Genomic DNA, 15,972 nt, shown 5'->3' with positions numbered 1-15,972 from the left:
CCGCACACCGAAAACTTGCTCTACCCCAACACACTGCCACAGGCCGGCCGGACCCGAATATGGTTCCCGACCGCGTACGACGTGCAGCCCGCCTACAAATGGCCCGACCTACACCGGCACCGGCCATCCAGAACCGCACCCCACCCGACCACCACACCCCTAAAGACCAGCCACACACCGACCACAACCAAGACCACACTCATCTCCACAAAAACACCCACCGCCACTGCAATGGGTGCGAGCCGCTGGACTGGATTCCCCAGGTCCACCACCCGATCGGGAGCGGCGAGGCCGTCATCCCCGACGCGCTCCAGTACTACCGGCGCGGTCCCGTCGACGGGGACAACGGGTCGATGCTGCGGGCGTTCGTAAAAGTCGACCGGGCCACCAAGGGCCCCGAACGCCTCGCCGCCAAACTGACCTCGTGCGCCCGCCTCTACCGCTACGTGCCGGTGGTTCCGGAACGGCGGCCGACCCTTCAGGAACCGGCGGTGCAGGAGTGGCGGCGGCGCTATCCGCTGTTCCCCCGCGTCCTGTTCGTCCTGAACGGCACCGGACCGGCCGGTGTCGACAACCGGATCAGCGCCCTGCGCGCCGGCGCCAGGCTGCTGCCCGGCCTCCCGTACGGCGTCCCCGTCCTCGCGGGCGCCGCTGGTCGACCTGCTCCAACACGACCCCTCCGCAGCCGTGTGGCGCCCCGTCCACGATCCCGACCAGCGAGTCCTTGGACGGAGTCCGGGCATCGGCAGCCATGACGCGCGGCTGTCGCAGACGTGGCACGGGTCTGTACTCCGCTTCGCCCGCAGACCCTCCGTAGCGAAGTAGTCGACCGTGCGCTGACCAGCCGTGGTCTGGGCCGGCCGCGCTCGCCGAACACCCGGACGGGTGACTTTGCCCCTCGCGTACGCGAGCGGGTATCCAAGCGCATACACCAACTCGCGTAGCTTTGTTAGCTCTTGATATAAATACATAGGCTATAGCACGTTTCTTTGCGATCCACACCCGCTGGTACGGGGACCGGGTGGCCCTGTGGGATCCGGAGCAGTCGGCGAAGACGCGCCCGCCGTCGGCTCTGTCAGCGCCGGCAGATGCAACAGCGCCGCACCTGTACCGACTGCGGCGAGGTCTTCCCGACCCCGGTGTGGGGATGTGCGGCGCCTGCCGGAACCGGGAAGCCCGGCGCCGGGCCGATCTGCGCCGCCAGACGTGCCAGGACTGCGGCACCATCTTTCAGACCCCGGCGCCGGCCAGGAGCTGGGGCGACGGGATGTGCCTGGCATGTGGTGCCCGCCAACCCCGACACGGGCCCCACACTTCACCGACATCACGATGACGAGCAACAACCGACACTCTCGTGCAGACCATCACCTACCCCGACCCCTTTGTCCCTGTGGAGGAGTTCGTCGCCGCGTGACGACGTCAGGTGCGCGCATCGGCTGCCCTCCTTGCGGCGGGCATTCACCACCGCCGCCATGTCGGGTCCGGCCGGGGTACGCGCTTGTCTTCCGGTCGGCAGCGATGGTGCGGTGACCGGCCCAGGGTCGCTGGAGCGGTGCCTCTCGGTGCTGTGCGACCGACCGAGTGGATCAGCCAGGGCTTGGCCGTTCGCAAGCAACAGGGATACCGCAGTCACGGCCAGTGCCAGAGTGGCGAGAAAGGGGATCCGGCTGTGTGGACCCTTGTCGGGGAGCAGCGCCGTCAAGAGGGCCAGCGTGCTGGTGACGGCCAGGGCTGCCAGACCGGGGATGGCCGGCCCCTGTGAGGGGCCGAACACCAGCACCGCCGACGCGGCGAACAGCGGCGCGGGGGCGAGGCAGCGCGTTCTGCGCCTGCCCAGGCGTTGCGGCAGACCTCGGACGCCTGCCGCCAGGTCGGCGTCGATGTCCGGCAACACGTTGGTCAAGTGTGCGCCCAGCCCGAGCAGCGCTCCCGCGGTGGCGGCCCAGGCGGGTGGCCACGGATGGCCGGGCAGCCCGAGCGTGACGAACGCGGGCAGCAGTCCGAAGGCCACGGCGTAGGGGAGCCAGGAGAATACGGTCCGTTTGACGCCGAGGTTGTAGGCCCAGGCGGCGGCCACGCCGACCAGGTGAGCGGCTCCGGCGCCGAGTCCGCCGGCCAGCGACAGGGGGATGCAGAGGGCAAGCGCACAGCCCGCCGCGACCGATACCGAGCCCGGCCGCGACACCCCCGTCACCAGGGGCTTGTCCCGACGTACCGCGGCAACGTCCCGTGCACGGTCGATCCGGTCGTTGCTCCAGCCCACCGACAACTGACCGGCCAGCACCGCGGCAGCCACCAGCACACACCCCACCGGGCCCCGCCCCGACGCCGCCGCCAGCGCGGCCATCAGCACGGTGACCGTCACGGCCGGTGCGGGATGGCAGGCCCGTACCAGGCCGGTAACCACGGAGGGGGACGGGCGCGGCCCCGCTTCGCGAGAGCGAACGCCGTGGGGTCCGGCCTCGGGGGCTCCGGTACGGGGCACGTCACGATGCTAGCCGTGGCCGACCCTGCGGCCAGGGGAGACGCAACCGGGCAGGACACCATCACCATGTTGGCGTATATGACCGCTTTCGTGCCGATGCGATCTTATGCTGCGATGATGACTCGAATCGCTGCCGTGCACGCGGTACTGCCTCCGTACCGCTACGAGCAGAGCGAAATCAAAGCCGCGCTCGTGGCCATGGGCGTGGTGGGCCGCAAGGAGCGTGCGGTGCACGATCGGCTGCACGCCGCAGCCACGGTACGCAGCCGCTGTCTGGCCATGCCGCTGGAACGCTATGCCGCTCTGAACGGCTTCGGCGAGGCCAACGACACCTTCCTCGACGTAGCCATGGACCTGGGCGAACAGGCCATCACGGCGGCACTGGAGAAGGCGGGAGTGAGCCCGCCGGACGTCGACCTGATCGTCTTCACCTCGGTGACGGGCATCGCGGCACCGTCGATCGAGGCCAGGCTGGCGTGGCGGCTCGGCATGCGTCCCGACGTCAAACGGGTGCCGATGTTCGGCCTTGGCTGCGTGGCGGGCGCTGCGGGGCTGTCCCGGCTGCACGACTACCTGGAGAGCCGGCCCGAGGGCGTGGCCGTCCTGCTCTCGGTCGAACTCTGCTCGCTGACCTTGCAGAGGACGGACCGCTCGGCCGCAAATCTCGTCGCCGGGTCACTGTTCGGCGACGGCGCTGCCGCGGTCGTCGCCGTCGGCCAGGACCACCCCGCCGGGCCGGATGGCGGGCCCACCGTGGTGGCGGCCCGCAGCCATCTCTTCCCGGACACCGAGCAACTGCTCGGCTGGCACATCGGCGACGCGGGATTCGGCATCGTACTCGGCAGCGACCTGCCCGATCTGGTCCGCAGCCGGATCGGCGGCCAGGTCAGGGCCTTCCTCGCCGATCACGACGTGAAATTCCACGACGTGACGGCCTGGATCTGCCATCCGGGCGGACCCCGGGTCCTCGAAGCCGTGCAGGAGGCCCTGGAACTTCCCGCGCGTGCCCTGGAACTGACATGGCGCTCGCTCGCCGCCGTAGGCAACCTCTCCTCGGCCTCGGTCCTACACATCCTGCACGACACCCTGCGCTCGCACCACCCGCTGCCCGGGACACCAGGCATGGTGCTCGCCATGGGGCCGGGCTTCAGCTCCGAACTCGTCCTGCTCCGCTGGTAGCCCGCATATGTCCCCTGACACGTTGCTCATCCTGCTGGTGGCTGCGGAACGCGTCGCGGAACTGCTCGTCGCCCGGCGCAACGCCGCATGGAGCCGCCGCCGCGGCGCCAGGGAGTACGGGCGCGGGCACTACCCGGTCATGGTCTTGCTCCACACCGGGCTGCTGGCCGGCTGTCTCATCGAGACACACGCAGCCGGCCGGCCCTTCCTTCCGCTGCTCGGATGGCCCATGCTGGCCCTCGTTCTCGCCTCCCAGGCCCTGCGCTGGTGGTGCGTGCACACGCTCGGCCCGCGCTGGAACACCAGGGTCATCGTCGTACCCGGCCTGCCCCTGGTCGGCGCAGGTCCCTACCGGCTGATGAACCATCCGAACTATCTCGCCGTCGTCGTCGAGGGTGTCGCCCTGCCCCTTGTCCACAGCGCCTGGATCACCGCAACCGGCTTCACTCTCGCCAACCTGTTCCTGCTCGGGGTACGGCTGCGCTGCGAGAGCCTTGCCCTGCGCGCGGCACCCGCCGCGGCCGTGTGCAGCACATGATCGACCTCCTGGTCGCGGGAGGCGGCCCGGCAGGCCTCGCCACCGCCATCAACGCCGCTCGGGCTGGGCTTGACGTGGTGGTCGTCGAACCGCGGCCGGGTCCGGTCGACAAGGCCTGCGGTGAAGGGCTCATGCCCACGGCCGTGCAGGCGCTCGCCGATCTGGGCGTCACCATGGACGGTTGTCCGTTGCGCGGCATCCGCTATCTGGACGCCGGCCACCGGATCGAAGCACCCTTCCCCCGCCACCCCGGGCAAGGGGTGCGGCGCACCGAACTCCACCGTGCGCTGTCCCGTCGTGCCGCCGAACTCGGCATTCCGGTGGTTGCCGCGCGGGTCGGTGGTGTACGCCAGGACGGTGAGAGCGTGACCGCGGCCGGGATCACCACGCGGTACCTCGCCGCGGCGGACGGCCTGCACTCGCGAATCCGACGCGACCTCAGCCTCGGCCTGCCACCCGGCAGCAGGGCGGCACGGTACGGGCAGCGCCGGCACTTCGCCGTGCCGCCCTGGACCGACTACGTCGAGGTGCACTGGACGGCGGGGGCGGAGGCGTACGTCACCCCGGTCGGCACGAACCTGGTCAGCGTCGCCGTCCTCACCGGCGAGCGCGCCCCCTTCGAGACCCTGCTGGCTCCTTTCCGGGAACTGACCGCCCGACTTCCCACCGCCGCAGCGACCGCCACCCGCGGCGCGGGCCCCCTGCGTCAGCGCGTCCGGACGCCGGTCGCGGGCCGCGTCCTGCTGGTCGGCGACGCCGCCGGCTACATCGACGCGCTGACCGGCGAAGGCATGGCGGTGGCGTTCGCCACCGCCGCCGAGCTCGTACGGTGCCTTCGCCGGGACCGTCCCCAGGACTACGGCCGGGCCTGGCGCAAAGCCTCCAGGCACCACCGCCTGATGACGGCATCGCTGTTGTGGCTGCGCACTCAGCGGCCTCTGGCCCAGAACATCGTTCCCGTCGCCGCCCGCTTCCCGGCGCTCTTCACCGCAGCCGTCCACCGACTCGCCTGACCGGAACGTCGATGCCTGCCGTCATGTGCCTCGGCAGGCAATATCGCCCGCTCGACACCGAGTAGGCCTGCGCCGCTGACAGGCGGTGAGGGTGGACCTGCCGCCCGTGCCACTCCCGTGTCGGCGGCCTCCCCAGCCGACACAACCACCCGCCCGGCACAGCGCAGCGCCCCCGGATTCCCGACTGCCACGCTCTGCCTTTGCCAACCCCCTTTCCTTTTTCTCCAGGGATGGTCAGGCAGGTAGAGGCCGGAGGGAAGTCTGGATACTCACCTCACCACGTCAGATAGCGCCTTCAACCTGCTGTTCTGGCGTGGTGAGTAGAGATGGTGGTGCGGGGCGGGTGTCAGGGGCGGGTGCATCGTGGCCTGATGCCCTGGGCTGGGGCGGTGGCGGTGCCGCCGTCGGTCGAGCATCACTGCTTGAGTCCACGGTGAACCGGAAGCCCTCGGCGGTCAGCGCCTTCTACCAGCACGCCGCCCGCCACGGTGTCGACCTGAGTGAGCTGCTGACGGCCTGGCAGCCAGCCGGGCGGCAGCACCGCGTGGAAGCCATTTCTGCACCACGTCGCCAAGGGCCGGCCGCAGCCGCGGCGGGCGATCTCGCTGAGGACGGCGAAGAAGCTCCCGCGCATCCCTCACTGCTGCCGAGGCCCAGGCGATCCTGGACGCCTGCGAGCGACTGTGGGACCGACTGCTGTTCGCCGTCCTGTTCGACACCGGCATGGCGGATCGGGAGGCCGTCGGCCTGCGGCACGAGGACTGGGCTGTCGCCGACCGAGAGTTGTCGGTAGTGCCGCGGCTCAACGCCAACGACGCCCGCACCAAGTCGGCGACGAGCAGGACGATCCCGGTCAGCGCCGAGCTGATCCGGCTGTACGCCGACTACATGCACATCGAGTATGGCGACCTCGACTCCGACTACGCCTTCGTCAGCCTCTGGGCTGCCCCGCAAGGACATGCGATGACCTACGCGGCCGTCCACGACCTGGTCAGACGGCTGCGCCGAAAGACCGGCATCGACTATGACCCCCACTGGCATCGCCACGCCTACGCCACCAGGCTGCTGCGGGGCGGCACCCCGGTCGAGGTGGTCAGCAAGCTGCTGGGACACGTCAGCCTGACCACTACGACCGAGACGTATGGGCACCTCACCGCAGAGGACGCCCGGAGGACGCTGGGCCGCCGGTTGGTTCGACGGCACGGAGGTGCGGCTGTGATCGAGCCCGCGCTGGCCTCGCAATGTCAGGAGCACGCCGGTTTCCCCGGGAGAAGCTGTCGGACGCTTGCGGCGATGCGGTCGAGGTCGACATCGGTGCCCGAACGCCGAGCAGGGCCTGTACCAGTTCGGAGTCGAGCAGCAGGCCGCCGACCACGAGGTCGACGTCGGCGGTGATGTCGACGCCCGCGAACGTCGGCCCCGCGGTGCAGTCCTGCCGGCGGGTACGGGCTCGCAGACCCATCAGAGGCCCGCTGGCGGCCTGCGTCCCGACAGTGCCGGCTTCGGTACCGACACCGGGCGGTGGCAGCAGGACGTGATCGGTGCGGTGCTGGGCGCGAAAGGACTCGCGCAGTGGCCCGCTAACCGCCGAGCCCGAGCGCCCGGACGCTCGCAGCAAGCTCACGCACTCCCATACGGGCCACGAGGATCGCGGAGAGCACGAGGCGTAGGAGTGGCTGGGGGCATCGACTGGTGTGCTTTCCGAATCGGCAGAGGTCGCAGGGTGCCCGGACCTCGGCACCAAGAGCGATCACCGGTTCCGGAGGAAGAGGAGAAACGGTTTCGTCGGCCTGCTGATCAGCAGGCCGACGAAACCTCGATCGCAGGGTTGTCAGGCCGCCGTGGGCGGCGACACGACCCAGGTGGTCCAGTTCTGGTAGTCCGTGGGACCGTGGCAGGAGAACGTGCGCACGCCAACCTCGCTGTCGTCGAGGCACAACCCGGTCGCGCCGTTGAGGTACTCCAGTACGCCACCCCAGTCACGCGTATACCAGGACTGCCACGCTGTGCCCCCGTTGCAGGGATAGGCGCGGAGGTGGAACTCAACGCTGTCGTCGAGGCAGTTGCCGGTCGCGCCGTTCAGCAGTTCGACTCGGTTGTTCTCCCAGACCATCAGGCGCCACTTCTGGAAGTTGAGGCCGTTGCACCCGATGGCCCGGACGCCTAGAGAACTGTCGTCGAGGCAGTTTCCCGTGTGCTGGTTCTGCAGCGTGACCCAGTACACCTCGCCGGCACGCACCTGCGTCAACTCGTCCGTGTGCCACGGGGTCGTGGATGTTGTCTGAGCTGCTGTCGCGCTGCCTGACCCCAGGGATGCGACGACCATTGCCAGCAGCATCGCGGCGAGGGTCCCTCCCATGCGGCGGAGCAGCGAATTGGTGCGTAACTTCATATTTTCTCCCTGGATTTGCTAAGTGGGCTCTTGACGGCTTGATCGATGGCACATGCCGTTGCTTGTGACTGGTCGGGATTGGGTCGTCTCCAGTGGGGTGGTGCCGCGCGCTTTCCCCAGAGCGCGCGGCACCCTTCCCCCTCGGGCGGTTGGCTTGAGGTGACGTGCCTGGCCGTGTTGCGGAAGGAGTGGACAGGCGGACCGAGGCCGTGCAGTGGCCGGGACCCGGTAGCGCCGTTGCCATGGAGTCTTGCCGGTCGGGAATTGTCTGGCAGGCCCGTTTCGCCAGCTCAGACAATCCCGTTCACCTGACATGGACCGCGCCCCGGGAAGCTGTGGGGCCAGGAAACTGGGCGGCGGTGCATGAGCTGTCGTGGGAAAGGGGGCAGGCGCACTGCTCTGCGGCACGAGGCGCTGTGTGCCGTGGGGTGGCGTGCCGTGTTGCCGGGTGGTCGAGGAGTCCTTAGCGTTCCGGGTCGGCGCACCGGGGTGTTTCGGTTGCCGGGAGCGTGCGTTGAATTGGGGGATTGCGTGGTCGGTCGTCCTGAGAGCCCGTTGGATCCGGGCGAGGGTCCGTTACAGCAGCTAGCGTTCGCGCTTCGAAAGCTGCGGACGGAGGCGGGCAGCCCCACTTACCGTGAGATGGCGGCCCGCACCGGAAGCGGTGCCTCCACGTTGGCGCAGGCCGCGTCGGGTGAACGTCTGCCGAGCCTGCCGACGCTGGTGGCCTATGTGGAGGCGTGCGGCGGTGACGTGGCCCAGTGGGAGGAGCGCTGGCGTGAGGTGGCCCAGGCCGCTGCCGCACGGCTACGGCCTGACGAGGACAGCATCGTCCTGCCCTACCGCGGACTGGCCCGGTTCGAGCCTGATGACCAGGACCTCTTCTTCGGCCGGGCGGCCTTGGTCGCACAGCTCGTCGACGCGGTGCGGGCGCATCGTGTGGTCGCCGCGGTGGGGGCGTCGGGCAGCGGAAAGTCCTCATTGCTGCGTGCGGGGCTCGTCCCAGCGCTGCGGACTGGTCGGTCGCACGCGCAGCGGCCCTCGGCGATGCGCATCTTCACGCCCGGACCACGCCCGTTCACCACCCATGCCGCACTGTTTCAGCCGGCGCCTGGGGCCGGCGAGACCGTTGTCCTCATCGACCAGTTCGAGGAGCTGTTCACCCTGGGCGCGGACGGCACCGAACGCGACAGCTTCCTCGATCTGCTGCTGACGGCCTGCGCACCGGACAGCCGGCTTCGCGTGGTGATCGCGGTGCGGGCGGACTTCTTCGGCCGCTGTGCCGAACACGCCGGCCTTACCGCGGCACTGCGACACTCCACCGTGCTGGTCGGAACCATGAGCCCCGCCGAACTGCGCGAGGCCGTTGTCAGACCAGCGGCGGCAGCTGGTCTGATCGTGGCTCGCGATCTCACCGAGAAGGTCGTCGAGGACACGGTGGGCGAGCCCGGCGGACTACCGCTGATGTCCCACGCCCTGCTGGAGACCTGGCGCCGCCGCAGAGGCCGCGCCCTCACCCTGGAGATGTACCAGGCCGCTGGCGGCCTGGACGGCGCGATCGCGAAGACGGCCGAGGACGTCCATGCCGGCCTCACTCCTCAGCAGGCAGACCTGGCCCGGAGTATCCTGCTGCGCCTCGTCGCCCCCGGCGACGGCACTCCCGACACCCGCCGCCCCACCTCCCGAAGCGAGCTCGATGGCCTCGCAGACCCCGGGCACAGCACCGTCGTCATTGAGCGGCTGGCTGGCGCCCGCCTGCTCACCCTCGACGACGACACCGTGCACCTCGCCCATGAGGCCCTGATCACCGGCTGGCCCCGGCTGCGCGGATGGCTCGAGGAGAACCGCGAACGCCTACGTGTGCACCGCAAGCTGACCGAAGCGGCCTGGGCCTGGGCAGAACTGGGCGAGGACAGCGGTGCACTGTATCGGGGTACCCGCCTGACCACCGCGGAGGAGACCTTCGCCACCGGCGAACGGCACCACCTCACCGCAGAGGAACGCTCCTTCCTGGCCGCCAGCGTCGCCCTCCGGCGGCAGGAACAGCAGGTCGCGACTCGAGGGAAGCGCCGGCTCAGACGACTGCGCACCTCCCTGTCCGCGGTGGCCGTACTCGCCCTAGTCGCCGCACTACTGGCCTGGCAGCAGGACCGTTCCCAGGAGCGCGAGCAGGTCCAGGCCCAGGCCCGGCGGATCGCGGCGCTGGCCGACAGCCTGCGGGCGACGGATCCGGCCACCGCGATGCAGCTGAGCCTGGCCTCGTGGTCCCTGGCGCACCTTCCGGAAACCCGCGCAGCGCTGGTGAGCGCAGTCGCCCAGCGCGAGCAGGACGCCCTGACCGACCCCGATACCGATCCCACCACCAAGCGCTACCTCACGGGCAACGGTCGCACCCTGGTCAGCGTCGGCGCCCGTCGAGTGGCACAGTGGGACGTGCGCACGCACCACCGCACCGCCGTGCACCAGGGACTGCACGATCTCCAAGTGAACAGACCCGGCGCGATCAGCCCGGACGCCCGCCAGCTGATCGTGACCGAGAAGGGCCAGACGCGACTGTGGGACCTGCGCACCGGCCGTGCCGTGGGTCCGCAGCTGCCGGCCGAAACCGGCGCCGAGTTCAGCCCCAGTGGACGCACCCTCGTTCTGTACCGCACACAGGGCCCTGATGACGTGGTCCAACTGCGCGACCCGACCGGCCGCCACGTCCTGCTGGAACGCCGGATGCGGGCCTCGACCTACCGCAAGGACGGAACCGGCGGACCCACCCCTGACGTGTGGAGCCTTCAGCGCCTCATGCTCCAACGCCCCCGCGCGCCCTACCCCACGCCTGACGCCGCTGTCAGCGCGGACGGCAGGCTCATGGCGCTGTGCGTGCCCGGCACGCGGCTGGAGCTGTGGGACGTGACGCGACGGCGCAGGCTGCCTGCGCCGTGGGCGCCCACGGCACAAGGTGTCAACTGCCTCATGAAGGACTTCCAGTTCACGCCCGACAGCCGGACTCTGGTGCTGCGCAGTGACTCCCAGGTGCGTCGGTGGGATGTCGCGTCCGGACGGCCGTTGCCCACGATCACCCACCCCGGCCTGCGCGAGATTGCCTTTAGCTCTGACGGTCGTTTCCTGGCCGCCTCCACCGCCGGTGAGATCCTCGTCTGGCGCGTCAGCATGCCCGGCAGGCCGGTCTTCCGGCATGCACTGGCCGACGAGTCAGTCAGCGAGCTACGCGTCGACCTGCATCGCCGCCAGATCCACTATCTGGCGGGCAGATCGGGAACGGTGGTGCGCACCCTGTCACTGGACAACGTATTCGACCCGTCCTGGCACCCTCAGAGCGCCGTGACTGCTGCGTTCGCACCGGACGGCAGCACGCTGGCCACCGCGTACCACGACACGGACACCGGACCACTACGCATCACCCTCACTGACCCGCGCACCGGCCGGCACCTGGCCGACCCTCCCGCAGCAACCTGCCCCCGGCATCGGGCCGACGCCTCGCTTCCCCCGCTTCCGTGTACGGGCCTCATGGCCTTCAGCCCCGACTCGGACACGCTCGCCTACGCGGGCACCGACGCCTTCACCATCGACGGTTCCAAGGCCGCTGTCCACGTGTCACTGTGGGACATACCGGCACACCACACCAAGACGTCCTTCGCCCTGGCCCAGCCCGCGGATCCAAGAGGCACGAACCAGGTCAACGGCATCACCTTCAACCACGACGGAACAGCGCTCATGGTCTCCCGCTTCCCGAAAGAGGAGACCATCCGGACCTGGGACCTCCATCGCAGGACCCTCACCAAAGAGGTGGCCGGCGTCGGCGGCGAGATCCTCGCGCTGACCCCCGACGGACGTCTACTGGTCACCTCGCACGGCCACATCGTCGACCTGCCCTCGGGCAAGGTGTCGCGCCATACGCTCAGTCAGGACCTCACCACAGCGCTGGCACTCAGCCCCGATGGAAAGTACCTGGCGGCAGGCGACCTCTCCGGCCGGGTCACCCTGTGGAACACCCGCGCCGATCACCTCCTGGGCGTGATGTCCCCCCACCCCGCGCCCCCGTTGCCCACCGACAACCCCAGCACCACCGAACCCGACGAGGCATCTCCCGTGCAGATCACCGCTCTGGCCTTTTCCCCAGACAGCCGGACCTTGGCGACCGCCGACCACAGCGGCGCCCTGCGGCTGTGGGACACCACCTCCAGCCAACCCGTCGGCTCCGCACTGCCCACCTCGGGGGCAGGCCTGCTCGCCCTGGCCTTCAGCCCCGACAACACCACCCTCTACGCGGCAGGCGACCACGTGCCCCTGCACCGCCACACCATCGCCCCACAGCGCCTCGCCGCCACCGTGTGCCAACGCGCGGGATCCCTTTCGCGGACCAGTTGGCAGGCGTACATTCCGCAGGTGCCTTACCGATCGGTGTGCTGACATGCCCCCTGCAGATCGCAGAGGCCGTCATTGGTCGCCTTTCTTAGTAATCGAGGTCTAGGTAGTCAATATCGTTGAGGGCCACGTCGGACAGTCCCAGCGCCCGGCTGCCGCCGTCTTTGGAAATAGATATCTTTGAAGCCTTCAGCGATGATCTGCCGCATCTGCTGGTCGCTGGCACCCTGATCGCGGGCGTCGAACAAGCGCTGTGCGTACTCTGGCGGGAAGTGCACGGTGAGGTGGCGGAAGCGGCCGTCGTCGGTCGTGCCGATCGGCGCGGTGTAGCCGAAGCGGGCTCTGGTCTCTACGGTGATCCCGCCGGTGGCGGCGGCCTGCCGTTGTCGGCGCTTGCGGACCTGCGGCTGCCAGCGCACCCGCACCGCGTTGCCGATCTTCTCGGCGATGTCCTTGGGCGGGTGCTTGCGTGCACGCCGGTATCGGTTTACAGAATCAGCGGTGATGCCGAGTTCCGCTGCGACAGCCTTCGCGGTCTTCATCTGCCAGATCAAAAAGCCGATCTGACCTTTCAGGGTCTTTGGCGGCTGGCGGGTGAAGGCTTCCCAGTCGGCTCGCTCGATGGCGTCCTCGATCTTCCCCACCGGTTACTCCCCTTCGTCAAGGACGGCGTCGCCGCCTTTGATGTGCCGGGCCGGGTTGAGGCCCTTTTCCATCAGGTCGACCGCCCATGTCCTCTCCTGGACGCCCTCCAGCTTCGCCAAGCCCGGCGTGGGCCCCAGACGGAACCCGCCAGGTTGCGGCTTGCCCGAAGCGCTGTAGGGCAGGAAAGCCAGAGGGCCGTCACCCGGCGAGGGGTAGACGACACAGTCGGACAGCACGGCCAGCGGGTACAGGCCCGTCATCTTCGCCATGTTGAGCAGCTTGCGCCGCATGTTGACCCGCGCCTTGCTGATGACCGCGGCGCGGATGTCGGGGCGCCAGGTCGAGCGCTGAAGGGCCGGCCACCGCTCGTGCACATCCCCACTCGCGCTGCGACTCACCAGCGCATCACGGCACCGCGTCACCCGCCCAATCGCGTAACCCGGCTGCCGGACACACCGATCCGGCTCACCCTCCAGACGGTGGCCCGGCGCTCGCCAGCGATCTGGCTCGTGGCCCAGGCCACCGCCTCCCGCACGTTGGTCAGCGGCTGCTGGGGCTCAGCTCCTACCTCTGAGAGGCTGGAGAAGCCGCACGCTCGTCTGGTGTGCTCGTTAAAGCAGTCCCCCTTGACGCGGATCATGGAATCGGGGTGGCCGGTGTCAGCGTTGGCCAGGCCGACGGCTCCGACGCGCCGGTTGCCCACAGCAGGTCGACCGTGGCGCTCTCGGTCGCGTTTGGGGACGCGTTGGTGCAGCTGGGGCCAGGGCCGCCGCCGGACATCAGCTCGCTGCACGGACCGGAGTAGTGGTCCGGAAGGCCCAGGACGTGCCCGACCGAGTGTGTGATGACGCGTAGCGGACTGTAGGTCCCGGTCCCGGAGGATGGCCGGGGCAGGCATATCTCGCCATGTCCCGTGCCGTCGGTGCTGGGCGGATCGGTGCACTGGCCGTCGCCCTCGACGAAGTAGAAGTCCGCGGTACCGTCGGTCTCCACGAGCGTCACGTTGCTGACGGCCGCGTTCCAGATCCCCGCGCCCTGTGCTATTTCCGCCTGGTAACTGGGTGCCAGCTCGTCGTTGTAGGTCAGCGCGACCGCCTGGGTTGTCGTTCCGTCCGGCTGTGCGGCCTGCGCGGCGCCGATGGGCCCCAGGGCCAGGCTGACGGTTGCCAGAACGAGCCCCAGCGTCCGGCGCAGTGGCCGCGTCCGGTGGGAGTTGGTGTCGCCGCAGGTGGCACGTCTGGGGTGTGCCGCGTGGTGTGCAAGTGATCTGTGGGTCATGAGTCTCCCCGTCCCGGCGCGAATGACCGATGACCGACAGGTCCGGTCCACAGGGAGTGTCGAGCCGTTCAACCGTGGAGGAGGAGGCGGCATTGCGCCATAGTCCGCAACGGGGACGCGACGCGCGGCCGCGGGTCGGGTCCGCACGTCGTGGTCCGCGCGTCGGGCCGAGAGGCTTTCCCCTCCGTCCAGTGCCGGCGAAAGCCCGCAACAGCCCGCGTAATGGCGCCGCGCACCCACTTGCTGGTTTTCCATGGGGCGGGCGGTGTCGGCAAGACCAGGCTGTCACGGACGCTGGAATCGGCCCTGGCCAGTCGGCAGCAAACTGTCCAAGGGGACGAGTGGTCGAGCCGGGTGAACTCTCGGACCAGCAGGCGCAGGCAAAACGAAGGCGCCTCCGGATCCGGCCCGGCCTCCAAACAGCCACCAGTCGCCCAGTGGGCCACGCCGGTGGAGCGTCTGCTGCGGCGGGTGGTGTGGCTCGTGCGAACCCTCGGGGCCTGGGCCTGGGCCTGGGCCTGGCCATGATGGGGATGTCTGAGATTCATCCCGCCTGCTCACAGCCCAATTGCCTAGGTTGGGCCACACCACAGGTCCAGAGTGGAAGGTCGTCTCTGGCGGGCCGCCCGTCCAGCGCAGCGACTACTCAAGCCAAGCACCCCCACGCATGATGACCCTGCCACTCAATTCCGGCTCTCCGCGCCAAGCACGTACCACGTTCGGCGCTATGCGTAGATACACAAAGGGGCCGTCTTCTCTGCGCGGGTCCCAGCCGAACTTGCTGGCGAACGCGTCCGCTGCGTCCGCAGGCACGGTCTGGTCCGTGAAGCACTGCGCATCCCCTTGGAGCAGCACGACATCGAAGGTGTCCGGTAGTGACAGGCGCACCCGCGGGTCCTTGCGTACGTTCCGCACAGTCGCGGACGTTGCGCTCGTGCACACCCAGACCGCTTTCCCGTCCCATGCGAACCACAAGGGGACCTGGTGGGGGCCGTGATCGGGATGAGCTGTCGCCACCCAGACGTCCCGCTCCGTGGCAAGGCGGTCGCAAGTTTCGCGTCTACGTTCGATCATCGAGCGGTGAACGATTCTGTTGTTCCGCATAGTCGCCGACGCTAGCCAGCAAGCTCGGAAACCACATGGGGCTGAGGCCCTACAACCCTTGGCCGATATCCACGTCCGTCTCGGGCGGGAACGAAGGTGAACAAGTCTGCGGAAACCTACGAACGTGGGGTGGGGAGATTCAACGAACCGCGACGGAGCCACCGGTACGCGACACCGGTCGCCTGGCCGGGCCCACTGGGGGCCAAGGAGATGGGCGGAAGGGGATCGTTTCCAGCATCGAGCACGGCGAGCCACGGGTCGTCGACGATGTCCTGGCCTTGGACGAAGACCGCAGGTACCGCTACGAATTGCTCGGGGGGGTCGCTGGTGATGTCCCCTGCCCTCGGTCTGCGTCACCAGCGGGCGTCCTTCCGGTTCCACGTTGTCCTGGACGCCGCGGCCCGAGCGGTCGGCGTACCGGTCGAACTCCTTGCAGCCATCAATGTGACCCTCCCGTCCGGCCTGGTCGTGCAGGACATCGCGGTCGCCGACGCGGGCGCGACCGCCCCGAGGACGCGGTCAGCATTGACCCGGCGGGGCTCGTTCGCCAGTCATCGCCGGCGGGACCGTGCACTGCCTCACCGATGACGGAACCGTTCTCACCCTGGACGTTCGCACCGGATCGACGCAGTGGTCCTACACCTGCGGCGGCGAGCCGTCCGGTGTTCTTCCTGACGAGGAGCAGCCCGACGACGAACCCGCATGTCTCCTCCCTGGAGAAGCCCCACTCCTCGTTCAGACGGAGAAAAGCGTGCGGCTGCCGCTGCGAGGGTCGTCCCCCAAATGATCTACGGCATGCTGGTTGACCAGTCCGTTGCTTCGTTGCCCGGCCAGGGTGAGGCTGCACCGGTGGGCAACGCCGAGCATGGTGTGGTGAGCACCGTCGCCTTTCAGGCGGCCATCGAGCGGGATTCGCCAGCCCTCATCCGGGCCAAAATGTGCTCATAGTCGTCGATACGGG

Annotated in this window: 11 protein-coding genes and 2 pseudogenes; 7 read left to right on the top strand and 6 right to left on the bottom strand. The window is 69.1% G+C overall.

Features of this window, described 5'->3' with window-relative positions; translation table 11 throughout:
- Positions 1 to 98 precede the first annotated feature (98 nt).
- Positions 99 to 755, top strand: coding sequence for a replication-relaxation family protein (locus NQO67_RS43045; RefSeq protein WP_255956107.1), 657 nt, complete (start codon positions 99 to 101; stop codon positions 753 to 755).
- Positions 756 to 1,324: 569 nt separating this feature from the next.
- Here NQO67_RS43045 and NQO67_RS43040 read toward each other — a convergent pair.
- Positions 1,325 to 2,365 carry a UbiA family prenyltransferase gene (locus tag NQO67_RS43040; RefSeq protein ID WP_255956105.1) on the bottom strand — a complete coding sequence of 347 codons (1,041 nt, stop codon included), beginning with the start codon at positions 2,363 to 2,365 and terminating at the stop codon, positions 1,325 to 1,327.
- Between the two features lie 237 nt (positions 2,366 to 2,602).
- Between NQO67_RS43040 and NQO67_RS43035 the strand changes: the two genes are divergently transcribed.
- From NQO67_RS43035 to NQO67_RS43020, 4 genes are all read left to right on the top strand, one after another.
- On the top strand, positions 2,603 to 3,664 hold the full coding sequence (locus NQO67_RS43035; protein WP_255956104.1) for a type III polyketide synthase: 1,062 nt from the start codon (positions 2,603 to 2,605) through the stop codon (positions 3,662 to 3,664).
- Positions 3,665 to 3,671: 7 nt separating this feature from the next.
- Positions 3,672 to 4,202, top strand: a complete 531-nt coding sequence (locus NQO67_RS43030; protein ID WP_255956103.1) for an isoprenylcysteine carboxyl methyltransferase family protein — start codon at positions 3,672 to 3,674, stop codon at positions 4,200 to 4,202.
- The gene (locus NQO67_RS43025; RefSeq protein WP_255956102.1) at positions 4,199 to 5,215 is read left to right on the top strand and encodes an NAD(P)/FAD-dependent oxidoreductase; all 1,017 of its coding nucleotides are present in this window, start codon (positions 4,199 to 4,201) and stop codon (positions 5,213 to 5,215) included. Before NQO67_RS43030 ends, NQO67_RS43025 begins: the two co-directional genes overlap by 4 nt.
- A gap of 660 nt (positions 5,216 to 5,875) precedes the next feature.
- Complete coding sequence (locus NQO67_RS43020; protein WP_308295755.1) at positions 5,876 to 6,610, top strand: tyrosine-type recombinase/integrase; 735 nt, start codon at positions 5,876 to 5,878, stop codon at positions 6,608 to 6,610.
- 436 nt (positions 6,611 to 7,046) lie between these two features.
- Here NQO67_RS43020 and NQO67_RS43015 read toward each other — a convergent pair whose 3' ends face one another.
- The gene (locus NQO67_RS43015; protein WP_255956101.1) at positions 7,047 to 7,607 is read right to left on the bottom strand and encodes an RICIN domain-containing protein; all 561 of its coding nucleotides are present in this window, start codon (positions 7,605 to 7,607) and stop codon (positions 7,047 to 7,049) included.
- 642 nt (positions 7,608 to 8,249) lie between these two features.
- Here NQO67_RS43015 and NQO67_RS43010 point away from each other — a divergent pair.
- Entirely contained in the window at positions 8,250 to 12,029 is a 3,780-nt protein-coding gene (locus NQO67_RS43010) for a WD40 repeat domain-containing protein (protein WP_255956099.1), read from the top strand.
- 43 nt (positions 12,030 to 12,072) lie between these two features.
- Here the strand turns inward: NQO67_RS43010 and tpg are convergent.
- The 4 genes and pseudogenes from tpg to NQO67_RS42990 form a co-directional block, all read right to left on the bottom strand.
- A pseudogene (gene tpg, locus NQO67_RS43005) lies at positions 12,073 to 12,628 on the bottom strand (telomere-protecting terminal protein Tpg).
- A gap of 3 nt (positions 12,629 to 12,631) precedes the next feature.
- Positions 12,632 to 12,997, bottom strand: a pseudogene (locus tag NQO67_RS43000) (telomere-associated protein Tap); the annotation flags it as partial.
- Positions 12,998 to 13,265: 268 nt separating this feature from the next.
- Positions 13,266 to 13,907: a snapalysin family zinc-dependent metalloprotease gene (locus NQO67_RS42995; RefSeq protein WP_255956097.1), complete on the bottom strand. Its 642-nt coding sequence runs from the start codon at positions 13,905 to 13,907 to the stop codon at positions 13,266 to 13,268.
- A 642-nt stretch (positions 13,908 to 14,549) separates the two neighbouring features.
- Positions 14,550 to 15,011, bottom strand: a complete 462-nt coding sequence (locus NQO67_RS42990) for a pyridoxamine 5'-phosphate oxidase family protein (protein ID WP_255956096.1) — start codon at positions 15,009 to 15,011, stop codon at positions 14,550 to 14,552.
- Between the two features lie 783 nt (positions 15,012 to 15,794).
- Here NQO67_RS42990 and NQO67_RS42985 point away from each other — a divergent pair.
- Entirely contained in the window at positions 15,795 to 15,959 is a 165-nt protein-coding gene (locus NQO67_RS42985; RefSeq protein WP_255956109.1) for a hypothetical protein, read from the top strand.
- Positions 15,960 to 15,972 lie beyond the last annotated feature (13 nt).

This window comes from Streptomyces odontomachi, assembly GCF_024435355.1.
Classification (GTDB): Bacteria; Actinomycetota; Actinomycetes; order Streptomycetales; family Streptomycetaceae; genus Streptomyces; species Streptomyces odontomachi.
This window is presented reverse-complemented; position numbering and strand designations above follow the sequence as displayed.

Coding starts and splice junctions, on each gene's coding strand:
- NQO67_RS43045 (WP_255956107.1), top strand. CDS start 99: ATGGCCCGACCTACACCGGCACCGGCCATCCAGAACCGCACCCCACCC.
- NQO67_RS43035 (WP_255956104.1), top strand. CDS start 2,603: ATGACTCGAATCGCTGCCGTGCACGCGGTACTGCCTCCGTACCGCTAC.
- NQO67_RS43030 (WP_255956103.1), top strand. CDS start 3,672: ATGTCCCCTGACACGTTGCTCATCCTGCTGGTGGCTGCGGAACGCGTC.
- NQO67_RS43025 (WP_255956102.1), top strand. CDS start 4,199: ATGATCGACCTCCTGGTCGCGGGAGGCGGCCCGGCAGGCCTCGCCACC.
- NQO67_RS43015 (WP_255956101.1), bottom strand. CDS start 7,607: ATGAAGTTACGCACCAATTCGCTGCTCCGCCGCATGGGAGGGACCCTC.
- NQO67_RS43010 (WP_255956099.1), top strand. CDS start 8,250: ATGGCGGCCCGCACCGGAAGCGGTGCCTCCACGTTGGCGCAGGCCGCG.
- NQO67_RS42995 (WP_255956097.1), bottom strand. CDS start 13,907: ATGACCCACAGATCACTTGCACACCACGCGGCACACCCCAGACGTGCC.
- NQO67_RS42990 (WP_255956096.1), bottom strand. CDS start 15,011: ATGCGGAACAACAGAATCGTTCACCGCTCGATGATCGAACGTAGACGC.
- NQO67_RS42985 (WP_255956109.1), top strand. CDS start 15,795: ATGATCTACGGCATGCTGGTTGACCAGTCCGTTGCTTCGTTGCCCGGC.